Annotated in this window: 12 protein-coding genes; 11 read left to right on the forward strand and 1 reads right to left on the reverse strand. The window is 68.9% G+C overall.

All coding sequences use genetic code 11. The features are described from left to right. The first annotated feature begins 222 nt into the window (after window positions 1–222). The 11 genes from D6682_01565 (at window position 223) to D6682_01615 (ending at window position 14743) form a co-directional block, all read left to right on the forward strand. On the forward strand, window positions 223–1728 hold the full coding sequence (locus tag D6682_01565; GenBank protein RMH52613.1) for a hypothetical protein: 1506 nt from the start codon (window positions 223–225) through the stop codon (window positions 1726–1728). A 402-nt stretch (window positions 1729–2130) separates the two neighbouring features. Next, a complete protein-coding gene (locus D6682_01570) occupies window positions 2131–3147 on the forward strand; it encodes a hypothetical protein (protein RMH52614.1) in 1017 nt (338 codons plus the stop codon). 73 nt (window positions 3148–3220) lie between these two features. Further along, entirely contained in the window at window positions 3221–3613 is a 393-nt protein-coding gene (gene sdhC / locus D6682_01575) for a succinate dehydrogenase, cytochrome b556 subunit (GenBank protein RMH52615.1), read from the forward strand. Next, window positions 3610–3981, forward strand: coding sequence for a succinate dehydrogenase, hydrophobic membrane anchor protein (gene sdhD, locus D6682_01580; protein ID RMH52616.1), 372 nt, complete (start codon window positions 3610–3612; stop codon window positions 3979–3981). Before sdhC ends, sdhD begins: the two co-directional genes overlap by 4 nt. A 4-nt stretch (window positions 3982–3985) precedes the next feature. Further along, window positions 3986–5791, forward strand: coding sequence for a succinate dehydrogenase flavoprotein subunit (gene sdhA / locus D6682_01585; protein RMH52617.1), 1806 nt, complete (start codon window positions 3986–3988; stop codon window positions 5789–5791). A gap of 5 nt (window positions 5792–5796) precedes the next feature. Further along, window positions 5797–6513, forward strand: coding sequence for a succinate dehydrogenase iron-sulfur subunit (locus D6682_01590; GenBank protein ID RMH52618.1), 717 nt, complete (start codon window positions 5797–5799; stop codon window positions 6511–6513). A 245-nt stretch (window positions 6514–6758) separates the two neighbouring features. Continuing rightward, window positions 6759–7487, forward strand: coding sequence for a DUF1573 domain-containing protein (locus D6682_01595; protein RMH52619.1), 729 nt, complete (start codon window positions 6759–6761; stop codon window positions 7485–7487). Window positions 7488–7607: 120 nt separating this feature from the next. Then, complete coding sequence (locus D6682_01600) at window positions 7608–7976, forward strand: 50S ribosomal protein L19 (GenBank protein ID RMH52620.1); 369 nt, start codon at window positions 7608–7610, stop codon at window positions 7974–7976. Window positions 7977–8245: 269 nt separating this feature from the next. Then, a complete protein-coding gene (locus D6682_01605) occupies window positions 8246–9502 on the forward strand; it encodes a serine hydroxymethyltransferase (GenBank protein RMH52621.1) in 1257 nt (418 codons plus the stop codon). Window positions 9503–9648: 146 nt separating this feature from the next. After that, window positions 9649–12054: a sulfite reductase gene (locus D6682_01610; protein RMH52625.1), complete on the forward strand. Its 2406-nt coding sequence runs from the start codon at window positions 9649–9651 to the stop codon at window positions 12052–12054. A gap of 67 nt (window positions 12055–12121) precedes the next feature. Further along, window positions 12122–14743: a DASS family sodium-coupled anion symporter gene (locus D6682_01615; GenBank protein RMH52622.1), complete on the forward strand. Its 2622-nt coding sequence runs from the start codon at window positions 12122–12124 to the stop codon at window positions 14741–14743. Here D6682_01615 and D6682_01620 read toward each other — a convergent pair. After that, window positions 14674–15897, reverse strand: coding sequence for a hypothetical protein (locus tag D6682_01620; protein ID RMH52623.1), 1224 nt, complete (start codon window positions 15895–15897; stop codon window positions 14674–14676). The two genes, D6682_01615 and D6682_01620, sit on opposite strands and share 70 nt — an antisense overlap. Window positions 15898–15905: the final 8 nt, after the last annotated feature.

Below are 15905 nucleotides of genomic sequence, written 5' to 3' on the forward strand. Positions count from 1 at the left end.
GCAAACCGCCACAGCGCGCCCCCGCCGACCCACCGCCCCTTGCATCCCCCTCCAAGCCGGATAGGGTTCCCGGCAAGATCGCCTGCAATCCGCCGTCGCAAGCGCTTCGTCCGCGACGCCGGGCCCTCGGCGGCGCGATCCCCCCATGCAGCCCCCGGCTGCGACAGTGATGCCATCGAGAGCACCAACAGAAAACACCATCTGGAAGGAGGAGTGATTCGTATGATCAACCAGACCAAACATCGGGAGTGGGCCGTACCGGCCGTCGGCGCCGCCGCCGTGCTGTCGCTCGGCCTGATCGCCGCCGGCTGCGGCGGCGGTGGCGGTGGCGGTGGCGGCGGCACGACCACCACGACCAGCTCGACCACCATCAGCGGCAACGCCAACCAAGGCCCATTTCAGAAGGGAGCGACGGCCGAGCTCAGGGATCTGAACGGCAACACCGTGGTATCGGGTACGGTGAGTGACAACTATGGTGCCTACTCCCTCACCACGACTTCCACCCAGATCCTGGAAGTCTATGCCGCCGGTGATTTCCTGGACGAGTATACAGGCAACATCGTGCCGAACGGAAAGATCTCCGCGGTGGTGGACGTTGCCAACCTGACCACCGGGAAGAGCATCAATCCCAACGTCGCGACGGAAATCGCGGCCCAGATCGTGAAGAAGAAGGGGACCAACGTCACCTCGGCCGACATCCAGGCCGCCAAGACCCAGGTCGCTCAGGCGCTCGGGCTGAGTTCTACGGCGGACATCGATACCATCAATCCGCTCGATATCTACTCCGGCGGGGCGGATGCCGCCAAAGTTCTGACAGTGTCGACTACGATCGGTGAGGCGTTGAAGACCGGCGCCGCGGCTGATGTCGCCACGGTCATGCAGAAGATGGCCGACGACCTCTATAGCGAGGGGGCGCTGATCGGCACGAACTCCAAGGCGATCGGCCTCGATACCTATGCGCAGGATGTGGCCAGTGCCATAACCGACATCCTGCAGACCGTGAACAGCTACTCCAACGCCACGGTCAGCCCCTACGATGCGGTGCAGCAGGACAACACCCTGCTGACCACGGTCACTACGGCGGCCACCAGCGCGGTCACCGAAGCCACGACCGTGAAGGTGGTGGACGTCTACGGCTTCACCACCGTCTCCGACACCGCGGGGACCAACACCTATACCACCTTCACCGTCGATCAGTACGGCAAGGCAACGGTTGCTTCCGGGGGGGGCACCACTCCGTACAACAACGTGATCGTCTACCTCAAGGCCGGAGCGGGCCAAGACTACTATGTCGAGAACTACAGTGGTGATGTCTACAGCTCGCTCACCCTGGACATCAAGGACGCCAACGGAAAGCGGTCGATCAATGCGACGTTGAGCGATGTCGTGGTAACGGTCTCCGGAACCAAGATCACGGCGGTGACCGTGCCGGCCAACGCAACCCTGACGGTCAACAGCGCGACCGACTCCGCCGGGAACACGGTGACCGTCGGCGCGCTGACCAACGTGGCCGCGGACACGGTGGCCACGGTGGACACCAGCGGTAATGTGGCCGTGGATGTGAGCCAGCTGCTCTCCATCATCCAGAACAAGGCCAACAACACCTCGCTGAACGTGCTGAACACCGCGGGGACGTTCAGCTTCACCATCACGTTCAACGGCATCAATCTGGGGCAGAACGGAACCAAGTTCGGCTCCTCGATCACGGGGTCGATCACGACCCAGTAAGACGCCGCCACTGTGCAGTTGCGAGTGGGGGCCCGACCGGGCCCCCATTTCGTTTGCACCCTTTGTCCAAAACGATGGGTTCTTGCGAACCCCTCTTGAATCCGTGTGCGATGATGCCATGATGGAATCGCAAAACGTCCGTCCGTGGACGTTTTGCTCGGCGGGAATCGAAAAGCGATGTTTTCGATCGCCTTACAAAACAGTCGCCTGCATGCGCAAGCTCCCGTTTTACGCGGCCGTCCTGGCCGCGGATGCCGGCTTCTTCGAAGCCGTCAACCCATAAACAACATGGATGTAACGCCGAAGATCATGCCTGATCGCCTTCTCGTCATCCTTCTTCCGCTGTTCATCCTGTGTGCCGGTCGGCCGACGCAAGCACTGGAACTTCCCCTGACGATCTCCATGCAGCGGCCGATGGTGGCGATGGCCAGGAGTGGAGATCTCGCCGCATGGCTGCAGTACGACGAGTTCAGCCCGCAGTTCGACCTGTTCGACTTCCGCGCCAACACCGGCACCACCTCGACCATCGATCTACACACCACCTGGTTCGGCGGCCTCGCCTGGGGGGTGAGCAAGCGACTGAGGCTGAGCTACCAGTACTCCACCTCCCGCCAGGAGAGCAGCCGCCAGGTGGAGCCGCGTGCACTCCACACCCGCTACACCGGCCACGAGCTGCGGGCGCAATACACGCTCTGGCAGCGCTATCCCCTGATGGCGACCATCGAGGCGGGGTATCGTGCCCACACGAGCGGCACCGAGGCGTTTCACGCCTACTTCGTGGGCACCACGACACAACTCTCCTACGTCTCGATCAACAACCTGCGATACGACGGTAAAACGGGGAACATCAGCACGACGGACGGTAGCCCCTTGGCCACCTTCCAGACCAAGGACCGCGCCTGGCTGGTCGCCGGCCGGCTGCTCTACGAGCCGGCCGACAACCTCAACATCGCCTTCGGTCTGGAGCTGCGCCGGCTGACCGTCGAGGCATCCTTCCTCGTGCCGGCGCTGAACACCCCGGGCGTATTGGCACTGGTGCAGGGCTTCTCCAAGTTCCAGTCGTTCCAGCAGGACATCCCCCAATCCACCCCCTGGCACGAAACCCACATCCTGCTGCAGGCCGCGCTCAACTGGCAGCCGTGGGATCGGCTCACCCTCGGCGCCGATCTGACCCACTACCAGATCCAACGCTCCGGCTACATCCCCAGCCCCAAGCGGCCGGTGCAGTACAACACCGCCGACCAGCTCGACGGCTACATCTTCTGGCGGGCGTTCAAGCACCTCACCCTCTACGGCCACGGCCGCGCCTCCACCCGCTACCTGCTCGGCGATCTTCCGCTGGCCTACAACTCGCGCTCCAACCACCGCTTCGGCAACCCCTACGGCTTTCTCTCCGCCGGAGGCGTGCTCTCGTTCTGATCCGGCCCCGGTCGATCCGACCCGGCCGTACCTCCCTTGACAACCCGCTCCCTCTCCGCTAGAGCTGCACCCTATGGCGCCGGACGATGCCACACCCGCCCGCACGGTCACCGCCCCGCACCTGGCCATCTACCGCTGGTCGTGGCCGATGGCCGCCAGCATCACCCACCGCATCAGCGGGCTGCTGCTCGCCCTCTCCCTCCCCTTCTATCTCCTACTGCTCGCCCTGCTCGGCGGCGGCCCGGCCGACTTCCAGCACGGGCTGGCGCTGCTCCACTCCTTCGGCGGCGGGCTGCTGCTCTGGCTCTCGGGCAGCGCACTCTGCTACCACCTGTGCAACGGCATCCGCTTCCTGCTGCTCGACGCCGGCCTGGGCGAGGAGCGCGCCACCATGATCCGCGTGGCGCGCTGGCCCTTCGTCGCCACCGCCATCGGCGCGCTGCTGCTCGCCGTGGTGCTGCTGTGACCGCCCCGCAGCGCCGTTACCGGCTGGGCACCGCCCACAACGGCCTCTCCGACTGGTACCTGCAGCGCATCTCCGCCGTGCTGCTGGCGCTGCTGCTGCCGGCCGCCTTCCTGCTGCTGCTCTGTGTGCGCGGCGGCGGCTACGACCACGCCTCGCTGTGGAGCCTGCTGCACCACCCGTGGCTGCGCGTGCTCCACTCGCTGCTCGCCGGCGCGCTCATCCTCCACCTCTACACCGGGCTGAAGGTGATCGTCGAGGATTACCTGCACGCCCCCTGCCTGCGGGTGATCGCCTCCGGCGCACTGGCCACCGCCGGATTCGCGTTGCTGGGCTGGTGGCTCGCCGCCGTCTGGCGCTGGACGATGTAGCGCCGTGGCCTACCTCTCCACCGACCGTGTCGAGCACCATTTCCACGATGTGGTGATCATCGGCGCCGGCGGCGCCGGGCTGCGCTGCGCGCTGCAACTGGCCGACGCCGGCCACCGGGTGGCGGTGGTGAGCAAAGTGCTGCCCACCCGCTCACACACCGTCGCCGCCCAGGGGGGAATCAACGCCGCGCTGGGCAACGTGGTCTCCGACCACTGGCTGTGGCACATGTACGACACGGTCAAGGGCTCCGACTACCTGGGCGATCAGGACGCCATCGAATACATGTGCCGCGCCGCGCCGCTGGTGGTGCGCGAGCTGGAGCATCAGGGGGTTCCCTTCTCCCGGCTGGAGAGCGGCCGCATCTACCAGCGCCCCTTCGGCGGCCAGTCCCGGGCCATGGGAGAGGGGGGGCAGGCCGCCCGCACCTGCGCCGCCGCCGATCGCACCGGCCACGCCATCCTCCACACCCTCTACCAGCAGAACCTGCGCGCCGGCACCCACTTCTACGAGGAGTTCTTCGCCCTCGACCTGATCACCGACGGTGACGGCTGCCACGGTGTGATGGCGTGGGAGATCGCCCGCGGCGCCTTCCACCTCTTCCAGAGCAAGGCGCTGGTGCTGGCCACCGGCGGTTGCGGCCGCATCTTCCGCACCACCACCAACGCACACATCAACACCGGTGACGGCGGCGCGCTGGTGCTCGACGCCGGCTACCAGGTGGAGGACATGGAGTTCTTCCAGTTCCACCCCACCGGCATCGCCAACGTCGGACCGCTGATCACCGAGGGGGTGCGCGGTGAAGGGGGCTACCTGCTCAATGCCGACGGAGAGCGCTTCATGGAGCGCTACGCACCCACCGCCAAGGATCTGGCCAGCCGCGATGTCGTCTCCCGGGCCATCGCCCAGGAGATCCGCGAAGGGCGCGGCTGCGGGCCGAACAAGGATTTCGTCTGGCTCAAGCTCGACCACCTCGGCGCGGATCTGATCCGCGAGCGGCTGCCCAACATCCACCAGCTGGCGCTGCGCTTCGCCGCGGTGGACTGCACCCGCGAGCCGATCCCGGTGCAGCCGACCGCCCACTACACCATGGGCGGCATTCCGACCAACCGCTTCGGCGAGGTGGTGGTCAGCCGCGACGGAGGGGGCGAGGAACCGATCCCCGGCCTCTACGCCATCGGCGAGGCGGCCTGTGTCTCGGTCCATGGCGCCAACCGGCTGGGCGGCAACTCGCTGCTCGAGATCGTCGTCTTCGGACGTGCCTGCGGCAACCGGGTGATGAAGTGGCTCAAGCACCACCGCTACCACACCAACCTGCCGCCGGACTGCTGGCAGCCCGGGGTGGAGCGGGTCGAACGCTGGCTCGACCCCGCCCCCGACCGGGACAACGATCCGGAGGCGCTGGCCACCCTGCGCACGCAGATGCAGCAGACCATGCAGACCCACTTCGGCGTCTATCGCGACCGTGGGGGGATGCAGGAGGGGCTGGAACGGCTCGACCAGCTCCACCGCCGGTTGCGTGAGGTGGCCATCCGCGACCGCAACCGCATCTTCAACAGCGCGCTGATCGAGGCGCTGGAGCTGGAAAACCTGATGGCCATGGCACGGGCCACGGCGACGGGTGCCGCAGCCCGCACCGAATCGCGCGGCGCCCACGCCCGCGAGGACTACCCCGAGCGCGACGACCGCAACTGGCTCAAACACACGTTGGTCCGCCTCGACGGCGACGGCGCCATCCGGCTCGACTACAAGCCGGTGCGGATGAAGCCGATGACGGTGGAGAGCTTCCCGCCGAAGAAGCGGGTCTACTGATTGCCATGAGCCGGACAGAGATCATCCAGCTCGACATCTACCGCTACGATCCGGAGGGGGGGCTCGATCCACGGCTGCAGCGCTTCGAGGTGCCCTGCTCCGGGCCGGGGATGAAGCTGCTCGACGCGCTCAACCACATCAAATGGCACATCGACCCGACGCTGACCTACCGCCGCTCCTGCGGCGAGGGGGTGTGCGGCTCCGACGGCATGAACATCAACGGTGTCAACGGTCTGGCCTGCATCACGCCGGTCGCCGGCCTGGCCCGGCCGATCACCCTCCACCCGCTGCCCGGACTGCCGGTGATCCGCGACCTGGTGGTCGACACCCGCCACTTCTTCGAGCAGTACCGTCAGGTCAAGCCGTGGCTGCGCAACGACCACCCCACCCCCGAGCACGAGCGGCTGCAGAGCCCGGAGGAGCGGGCACGGCTCGACGGCAAGTACGAGTGCATCCTCTGCGCCTGCTGCACCACCTCCTGTCCGTCGTGGTGGTGGAACGGCGAGCGCTTCCTCGGACCGGCTGCGCTGCTGCAGGCCGACCGCTGGATCAGCGACAGCCGTGACGAGGCCACCGGTGAACGGCTCGACGCGCTGGAGGACGCCTTCAAACTCTACCGCTGCCACCAGATCATGAACTGCGCCCAGGCATGTCCCAAGGAGCTCAACCCGACCGCGGCGATCAACCACATCAAGCGGGCGCTGCTCACGCGCAAGAGCTGACGCCACCGCAGAGGATCGCCCCCGATCCCGAGACGGCCCTGCGCCGGGCGCGCTACCGGCTGCGGCGTCAGGGAATGATCGAGCTCGACTGCTGGCTGGCACCGCTGGAGCGAGCGCTGGCCGATGAGCCGCGGCTGGTCGGGGCCGTCGAGGCGCTGCTGGCCCACGAACCCGACGCACTGCAGGCGATGATGGAGGGGCGCCGCCCCCTCCCCGAGCCGCTCGCCCGGCTGCTCGACTGAACCGTGCCCGCCATCCGCACACTGCTTGCGCTGCTCGCGCTGATCTTACCCTTCCCCGCGCACTCCGGAGCCGCGGATGCGCCGCCGCGCTCGCGCATCCTGCTGATCGACCCGCCGCTGCTCGATCTCGGCACGGTGGAGGGGCGCACGCCGATCGAGACTATGCTGCTGCTGCGCAACCTGAGCGAGGCGCCCGCCGCCATCGCCCGCCTGTCCAGCTCCTGCGGCTGCACCGAGCTGCGCGCCGAGGCGATGGTGCTCCCCCCCGGCGGCTTCACGCCGCTGCATGTCACCATCGACCCCTTCGCCAAGCAGGGGATGGTGCGCAAGCAGATCACCGCCTACGACAGCGAGGGCGGCGTCGCCCGCGCCACCATCCTGCTGCGGGTGCGCAATCCGGAGCACAGCGGCATGGAGGGGCGATCGATCTTTCAGGGCAAATGCGGCCGCTGCCACGCCCAGCCCGCCGCGGGACTGCGCGCGGGCGCGGCGATCTACCGGGCGGTCTGCTCCATGTGCCATGGCGCGAACGGCAGCGGCGGCTACGCCCCGCCGATCGCCGGCCTGCCTCGCAGTGTGCTGCTGCAGACCCTGCGCCACGGCACCGGCAGCGCGGCCATGCCCCCCTTCGCGCGGTCGCACGGAGGACCGCTGACCGACGGCCAGATCCGCGCGCTGGTCCGCTGGCTCCACCGCAGGCCCGCCCGCACCGCCATCTCCCTTGAGAAGTGACAAGGTACTGCTACCCTTCGCCGCCCCGCGCGGCAGGGGCCTTCGGGCTCCGCAGCCGCGCCGCCGGGTCGGCCGCGCGCCCGGCACCCAGATCCCCAGCGACCGAAGGCGAGGAGCACCATGCGACTACTGGACGAGATCACCCGCGATCAGCTCAGGGACGACATCCCGCCCTTCCGGCCCGGCGACACCGTGCGCGTCAACGTGCGCGTGGTCGACATCAAGGAGGGACGCAAGGGTCCGGAACGCAGGGAGCGGCTGCAGGCCTTCGAAGGGGTGGTGATCGCCCGCCACAACAAGGGGATCTCCAGCAGCTTCACTGTGCGCAAGATCTCCAACGGCGTCGGCGTCGAGCGGGTCTTCCCGCTCCACTCGCCGATGGTGGAGAGCATCAAGGTGGTCCGCCTCGGCCGGGTGCGACGCGCCAAGCTCTACTACCTGCGGGCGCTGCGCGGCAAGGCGGCCCGCATCCGCGAACGGCGCGCCTAGATCGGGGAGACGGGGCGTCATCGGGTTTCCGCGCTCGGGGGGCCGCTTCGGTGGCCCCCCGGCGTTTCCGGGAGGAGCTTCCGGCGAATCGGCGGACGGACGGCGGTTCCCTCGGGGCGGAGGAGCGCCCATCCGCGGCCAGGAGGGCTGCGTGTAACAGGAGCCTGCGCCGGCCGGCGAGCGCCGTTCGTCGGAGCATCGAACGGACCGCGCCCTTCAGGTTCCCGCCCGGGCAAATACGTCCACGGACGGATGGCTTGCGAACGAGAATGAACGACCGGCAACACTTCTTCACGGGAAGGCTGGACGACACCGAGGTGGCGGCGGCGATCGCGCGCGAGCTGTCACGCCAGCAACAGACCCTGGAGCTGATCGCCAGCGAGAACATCGTCTCGCAAGCGGTGCTGCAGACACAGGGCTCGGTGCTGACCAACAAGTACGCCGAGGGCTACCCCGGTCGGCGCTACTACGGCGGCTGCGCGCATGTCGACACCGTCGAGCGTCTGGCCCGGGAGCGGGCATCCGCCCTCTTCGGCGTCCGGCACGCCAATGTCCAGCCCCACTCCGGCTCCCAGGCCAACATGGCGGTCTACATGGCCCTGCTCCAGCCGGGCGACACCATCATGGGGATGGACCTCTCCCACGGCGGCCACCTGACCCACGGCTCGCCGGTCAACTTCTCCGGCCGCCTGTACAACGTGGTGGCCTACGGCGTGCGCGAGGAGGATGAGCGCATCGACTACGACGCCATGGAGCGTCTGGCCCGGGAGCATCGACCGAAGATCATCGTCGGCGGCGCCTCCGCCTACGAGCGCGAGATCGACTTCGCCCGCATGCGGGCCATCGCCGACGAGGTCGGCGCCTGGCTGGTGGTCGACATGGCCCACTACGCCGGCCTGATCGCCGCCGGCCTCTACCCCTCCCCGGCGGGACATGCCCATGTCCTCACCACCACCACCCACAAGACGCTGCGCGGGCCGCGTGGCGGCATGATCCTCACCGACGACGACGATCTGGCCAAAAGGATCGACGCGCGCATCTTCCCCGGCATCCAGGGGGGGCCGCTGATGCATGTCATCGCCGCCAAGGCGGTCGCCTTCGGCGAGGCGCTGCAGCCCTCCTTCCGGGAGGATCAGCGGCGGGTGATCGCCAACGCGCGCGCGCTGGCCTCCACCCTGGCCGAGGGGGGGCTGCGCATCGTCACCGGCGGGACCGACTGCCACATGTTCCGGGTCGATCTGCGGCCGCAGGGGCTGACCGGCAAGGCGGCCGAGGCGGCGCTGGAGCGGGCTGGAATCACCGTCAACAAGAACACCATCCCCTTCGATCCCGAGTCGCCGTTTGTCACCAGCGGCATCCGCATCGGCACGGCGGCGATCACCACCCGCGGCATGGGAACGAAGGAGGCGGAAACGATCGGGGCGATGATCCTGCGCGTCCTGCGGGCACCAGAGGATGAGGCGGTATGTGCGGCCGTCGCCGAGGAGGTACGTGCGCTGACCGACCGCTTTCCGATCTATTCCTGATCGAGGATCGAATCGTAGACCGTCCGACCATGGACGTTTGTCCGGACGGCGGCTGCGGGGGCCGCGAGGCGGTCCAACGGAGGTACCGGCAGGAGACCGGCATCACCGACAACGCCGTATCGGGGCGGCGCAGGGGAGGTCGAACCATGGAGTTCCGTTTCCACGATTCCAGTGACATCGACACCTTCGAGGCGGGGTTGCGCGCCTTCCGCTCGGGGGCGATGTCCGAGGAGCGCTTCACCGCCTTCCGGCTGCAGATGGGGATCTACGGCCAGCGGCAGGAAGGGGTGCAGATGGTGCGCATCAAGCTCCCCGGCGGCTGCCTGACACCGGAGCAGCTCGACGTGATCGGCGACTGCGTGGCCGACTACGCCGGGCGCATGCCCTCCGACGGCAGCCTGAGCACGCCGCCGGCGAAGCTGGCCCATGTCACCACCCGTCAGGATATCCAGACCCACTTCGTCGCGCTCGACGACGTCCCCGCCTTCCTGCGCCGGCTCGACGCCGTCGGACTGACCACCCGCGAGGCGTGCGGCAACACGGTGCGGAACGTCTCGGCCTGTTTCCTCGCCGGCCGCTGCCCTGCGGAGCACTGCGACGCCTCCATTCCGGCACGCCGTTTCGCCGAGTTCTACCTGCGCCATCCGCTGACCCAACAGTTCCCGCGCAAGTTCAAGGTCAACTTCTCCGGCTGCCCCCGCGACTGCGGGTTGGGCGGCATGCACGACATCGGCTTCATCGCCATGGAGCGTGACGGTGCGCACGGATTCCAGGTCTGGGCCGGGGGCGGCCTCTCCACCCAGCCGATGGGGGCGGTGCTGCTGGAGGATTTTATTCCGGCCGGGGAGATGCTGCTGGTCGGCGAGGCGTTGATGCGGATCCACTTCCGCTACTCCGACCGCAAGCGGCGGGCGCGCGCCCGGATGAAGTATGTGGTGCAGAAGCTGGGCCGAGACGGCTTCGTCGAGGAGTACCGCCGGCAGCGGGCGGTGGTGGAGAAGATCCACGCCGGCGACGACGCGCTGGAAGAGGCGGGCTGGCGCACACCGACGGGCGACCTGCCGGAGGACGGCTCCGGCGTGGTCGTCCAGCACGACGGCAGGCGCACCCTGATGATCCACCTCTTCCGCGGCGACATGAGCCCGGCGCAGTGTCACGCGGTGGCCGATGCCGCCCGGGCGGCGGGAAGCGGAGCGCTGCGCACCACCGCCGAACAGGGGATCATGATCTGCGACGTGGAGCCCGAGCGGGTCGACGGTGCGCAGGCCATCCTGCGTCGGGCGGGGCTCGACTGTACCGGTGCTCGTACTATCACCGATGTCGTCGCCTGCCCTGGCACCGAGAGCTGCCGCCTGGGAATCACCGCCAGCCGCGCCTTCGCCGAAGCGATCCGACCGCAGCTGGAGCCGTTCGCCCGCGATCCCGCACTGGCCCGGCTCGCCGTCAAGGCGAGCGGCTGCCAGCACTCCTGCGGCCGCCACCATGTCGCCGACCTCGGCTTCCACGGGTTGGCCAAAAAGATCGACGGCCGCGCCGTCCCCCACTACCAGCTCCACATCGGTGGATCGGGTCGGGCGGGGGAGCCGCTGGCCTTCGCCGCCGATCCGGTGCCGGCCCGGCGCGCGCCGGAGGCGGGGGCGGCGCTGCTTGCCGCCTACCGCGACGAACGCCGGGAGGGGGAGTCGATCCACGACTGGGCCGCACGCATCGGCGCCGACGGGATCCGGGCCATCCTTGCCCCCTTCGCCGGCCGCCCGGGCGAGGAGGTCGAAGGGCTGGTCTACGACTGGAGCGAGAACGAGGCATTCAACACCAGGGGCAACAAGAAGGGGGAGTGCGCCGGTGCCGTGCTGTCGATGACCGACGCCCTCGTCTCCGAGGCGCAGTACGAGCTGCGGATCGCCCGGGCCCACCTCGACGCCATGTTCTGGACCGAGGCCTTCGCCGCGTTGCGCCGCTCGGCCATCTCCACCGCGCGCGCCTTCCTCGTCCCCTTCGGTGAGGCGCCGGAGGAGGACGGCGTGGTCTTCCCGTTGCTGGTCGAGCGGGCGCGGGAGGACGAGGCGGTGCTTCAGGGGCTGCAGGCGGTGCAACGGGCGTGGATGGAGGTCGATCCGTTGGATCCGGCGGCCGGAACGTGCAGGCTGCGCGACGCCCTGAGCGACTGGCTGGCGCTGGCGGAGCGCCGCTTCGCCCCGGTGCCGGAAGAGACGACGGTTCCGAAGGAGACGACAGAAGGGCAGAAGGCCCGACCGACGGCTGTACCGGCGCGCGAGGATGGCGCCGCCCCTGCCGACGGCCCCGACACCGACGAGGGGGAGCCTCCGCTGCTCGACCTGACCGGCGTCGCCTGCCCGATGAACTTCGTCAAGACCAAGATCCGCCTCACCTCCATGCCGCTGGGCAGTCGGTTGCAGGTGATCCTCGACGACGGTGCGCCGATCGAGAACGTGCCGCTGTCGCTGGCCGAGCAGGGGCAGGAGGTGGAGTCCAAAGAACGCATCTCCGAGCGGCAGTGGAAGATCGTGGTACGCAAGGCGGCGGAGTTCTGACCGGCATCGCGATCCGAACGGTGACGCGTCAGGCCGCGATCGTCGGCTTGGCCCTCCCCTTCCTGAGATGACTACCGACCTCCACCCCTTTGCCAACCCCGGGCGCACCAAGCTGGCGCTGGTCAGCCGTGGTGTGGCCCTGCCCGAGCCACTCCCCTCCCCGTCACGCTACATCTCCCAGGCCAACGCCGCCGAATCGGTGATCGACATCCGGCTGCCCAGCGGCCACTTCTGCACCGTACCGGTCGGCCAGCCCTACACCGAGGCGAGCGGCTTCTCGCTCCACGGCGACGAGGAGCGGGGCTTCTTCCTCCACTGCGGCGGAGAGACGGCCCCCATCGAGCTGGTCGCCGTCCCCCACTTCTACCGGCAGACCACCCGCAGCGGGGCCCGCATGGGCTCGATCGCCTCGCTGCACGACCGGCTGCTCATCCTCCATCCGCTGCTCGGTTGCGGTTTCTTCGCCCGCACGGGGCAGGCCTGCGGCTACTGCCAGTACGACTCGATGCTCAACGATGAGACGCCGCCGCTGCGCGATCCGCTGGAGCTGATCGAGGTGGTCCGCGCCGCATTGCGGGAGCGCGACGTGGACACCGTCTACCTCTACAACGGCTTCGCACCGGGCGAGGACGCCGGCCTGCGGCGGCTGGTACCGGTGGTCGCGCTGCTGCGCAAACATCTGGGCCACCGCCAGATCGCGCTGGAGACGGTCGCCCCGCGTGAGCTGACGGTGATCGACGAGCTCTACACCGCCGGGCTCGACATCTTCATCTGCAACCTGGAGGTCCACGACCCGAAGCGCTTCGCCGAGGTCTGCCCCGGCAAGGCGGCGATCGGCGGACAGGAGGCGGTGTGGCGGGCGCTGACCCACGCCGCCACCCGCTTCGCCCCCGGCGCGGTGGTCAGCCATCTGATCGTCGGGCTCGAGCCGCCGGCCTCGACCGTCGACGGCATGAAGCAGCTGATCGACCGGTGTGTGGTGCCGCTGCTCCACCCCTTCCGTCCCCTGCCGGGCACCCCGCTGGCCGACACCCCGATCCCTTCGCTGGACGATGTCGAGGCGCTGCTGCTCGAACAGTACCACCTGCTGGCCGCATCCGGCCTGCCGACCAATCGGTTGCGCGACATGGGCCGGGTGCTCACGCCGATGGAGGCGCGCACCCTGGTGGGGCGCCCGGCCCAGCTGGAGGAGCGGCTCGCCCTCTCCGGCATCGGACGGCGGCTGTCCGGCTGGCGCGACCTGCTCTGGCGCACGCTGTGGAACAGCGCCCGCCAGGCCGCCATGCGCTATGGAGACGACCGGCAGGTGTCGCTGCGCCGGCTGCTGCTGCGCAAGGGAGGAAGCTATCTTGCGCTGCTCGCCTGCACCCTCCTCTTCCTCACCGCGCTGCAACACCCCCCGCCGCCGGGGCTGGACCCGCCGGGATGGCGGGCGCTGTCGGTCTTCGGCCTCTGCCTGCTGCTCTGGGTGACCCAGCTGCTGCCGCTGACCATCACCTCACTGCTCGGGCTGGCCCTGCTGCCGCTGGCCGGCGTGCTGCCGCCGCAGGAGGTCTACAGCCTCTTCGGCAACCCGTCGATCTTCTTCATTCTCGGCGCCTTCATCCTCGCCGCCGGCACGGTGTGCACCGGCCTGTCCGAACATCTGGCGCTGCAGTTTCTCGATCGGGTGGGGCTGGGGCCGCGCCGACTTTTGCTCGCCATGCTGCTGCTGCCGGCGGTGATGGCCTGCGTCATGCCCGAGCATGTGGTGGTGGTGGTCCTGCTGCCCATCGCGCGGGAGGTGGTACGCGGCCTCGGACTGCGCGGCGGCGACCGCTACGCCCAATCGCTCTTCCTGGCCCTGGCCTGGGGGGCGATCATCGGCGGTGTCGCCACCCTGCTCGGCGGCGCGCGCGGGCCGCTGGCACTGGGGCTGCTGCAGGAGACGACCGGCCGCAGCTTCTCCTTCCTGGATTGGAGTCTGGCATCGCTCCCCATCGTGCTGCCGCTTCTGGCGTTGGCCGCGGGGCTGCTGCTGCTGGTCACCCCCTTCGACGGGCTGGATGTCGCCGCCGCACGCGGGCGGATCGACGACCGCCGGCTGGAGGCGGGGGCGCTGGGAGCGGCCGGCTGGGCCATGGGGGTGCTGCTGGCCGCGACGGTGGTGGCGTGGATGGCACTCGGACACGAGGCGGGGCTGGCGGCGATCGCGTTGATCGCCGTGGCGTTGATGTTCGCCCTGCAACTGGTCCACTGGAAGGAGATCGAACCGCTGGTCCATTGGGACGTGCTCTTGATGTACGGCGGCGCGATCGCGCTGGGCAAGGCACTGGTGGTCACCGGCGGCGGCGCATGGCTGGCCCATCAACTGATCCCGCAGGGGGTCTCTTCGCTGCAGCTGCTGCTGGCGCTGGGGGCGGCCACACTGCTGCTCACCGAATGCGTCAGCAACGCGGCGGCGGTGGCCATCCTGTTGCCGGTGGCGTTGCCGCTCGCGCTGGAGCAGGGGATCGATCCGGTGCGCACCGCCCTGGCCATCGGCATCGTCGCCGGCTTCGCCTTCATCCTGCCGATGGGGACCCCGCCCAACGCCATGATCTACGGCACCGGCATGGTCCGCGCCCCGGCGATGATGCGCTACGGCGCGCTGCTTTCTCTCGCCGCGCTGCTCTTCTTCGCGATCGCGCTGCGGCTCTTCTGGAGCTGACCGCACTGCGCCCCATCCGGATGGAGCGCCGGGCCGGATCCACCATCCCGGCATCCCGCTCCGGCCGCAGCCGATGCCGCCCCCTCCTGCAGCCCCACCTCCCGCCAGGCGTCCATCAACGGAAAATAGAGCGCCGCACGCAGCGGCCGCCCGGGTTCCATCCGGGCCAGCGCATCGGCATAGCGCATCAGCTGCGCCCGGTGCCGGCGCACCTCCTCGTCCAGAAAGCGCCCCTGCTCGCCACCCTCATGACTGGCCGTCTTGTAATCCACGATCCAGCGCACGCCATCGGCCACAAAGGCGCGATCGATCACATGCCGGGCCATGCCGCCAGCCTCGCGGGTCACGATTTCCCACTCGCAATGGGCATCCTCATGGCGACCGGAGAGCACCCAGCGTCCGCGTTCGGAGGCCAGAACCATGCGCATGGCCCGAAGCACGCGGCGCAATGCATCCTCCAGCAAATCGCCGCTCATCCCTTCGGCCAGCAACGCCCGCCGGGCGCGACGAGTCAGCTCCGGCCAATCCTCATCGCGCCAGTGCTCGATACCCATGCGCCCCAGCCATTCCAGCAAGGCGTGGACGGCATTGCCCACCGGCGCGGCCGCAACCCCCGCCCAGGCATATTCGGGCGCTGCGGCCGCCTTCGCTTCCGGCAACGGCGACGCCGTCAGGGGACGCGCCACGCGCTCCACCGGCTGCAACGGTTCGTCTCTCTCCGACGCCGCACCGGCTTCGTATTCATGCACGATGGCCCCGAAGGCATCCGGCGACATCAGCGTCAGCGCCATGAACGAGCCCTTCTCGGGCTTGCCTTCCTTCACATGCCCCAAGAGATGCAGCGCGCGTTCGGCCCGGGTGCAGGCCACATAGAACAGACGCCGATCCTCCTGCTCTTCCTTGGCCCGCTCGATGTCCCGAACCAGGCCGTGCATGGCATCCTCTCCGCCTTTTGGCGGGCGTGCCGCCAGCAGCGGCACCGCATCACCACCAACCACCGTCTCGGTGAAAACGAGCAGCGGAGCGTCCCGTCGCTTGGCGCCACGCCCCAATCCGGGCAGGATCACCGTATCCCATTGCAAGCCCTTGGCCCCGTGCATCGTCATCACCTCGATGCCGGCCGCCTCGGGGCGGGCATCCGGCGCCGCATACAACTCCGCCA

The sequence above is a fragment of the Zetaproteobacteria bacterium genome (genome assembly GCA_003696765.1).
In the GTDB taxonomy this organism is placed as follows: Bacteria; Pseudomonadota; Zetaproteobacteria; order Mariprofundales; family J009; genus RFFX01.

Excerpts from the sequence above, each read along its gene's own strand:
- D6682_01565 (RMH52613.1), top strand. The coding sequence starts at position 223 with ATGATCAACCAGACCAAACATCGGGAGTGGGCCGTACCGGCCGTCGGC.
- D6682_01570 (RMH52614.1), top strand. The coding sequence starts at position 2,131 with ATGCAGCGGCCGATGGTGGCGATGGCCAGGAGTGGAGATCTCGCCGCA.
- sdhC (RMH52615.1), top strand. The coding sequence starts at position 3,221 with ATGGCGCCGGACGATGCCACACCCGCCCGCACGGTCACCGCCCCGCAC.
- D6682_01590 (RMH52618.1), top strand. The coding sequence starts at position 5,797 with ATGAGCCGGACAGAGATCATCCAGCTCGACATCTACCGCTACGATCCG.
- D6682_01600 (RMH52620.1), top strand. The coding sequence starts at position 7,608 with ATGCGACTACTGGACGAGATCACCCGCGATCAGCTCAGGGACGACATC.
- D6682_01605 (RMH52621.1), top strand. The coding sequence starts at position 8,246 with ATGAACGACCGGCAACACTTCTTCACGGGAAGGCTGGACGACACCGAG.
- D6682_01610 (RMH52625.1), top strand. The coding sequence starts at position 9,649 with ATGGAGTTCCGTTTCCACGATTCCAGTGACATCGACACCTTCGAGGCG.
- D6682_01615 (RMH52622.1), top strand. The coding sequence starts at position 12,122 with ATGACTACCGACCTCCACCCCTTTGCCAACCCCGGGCGCACCAAGCTG.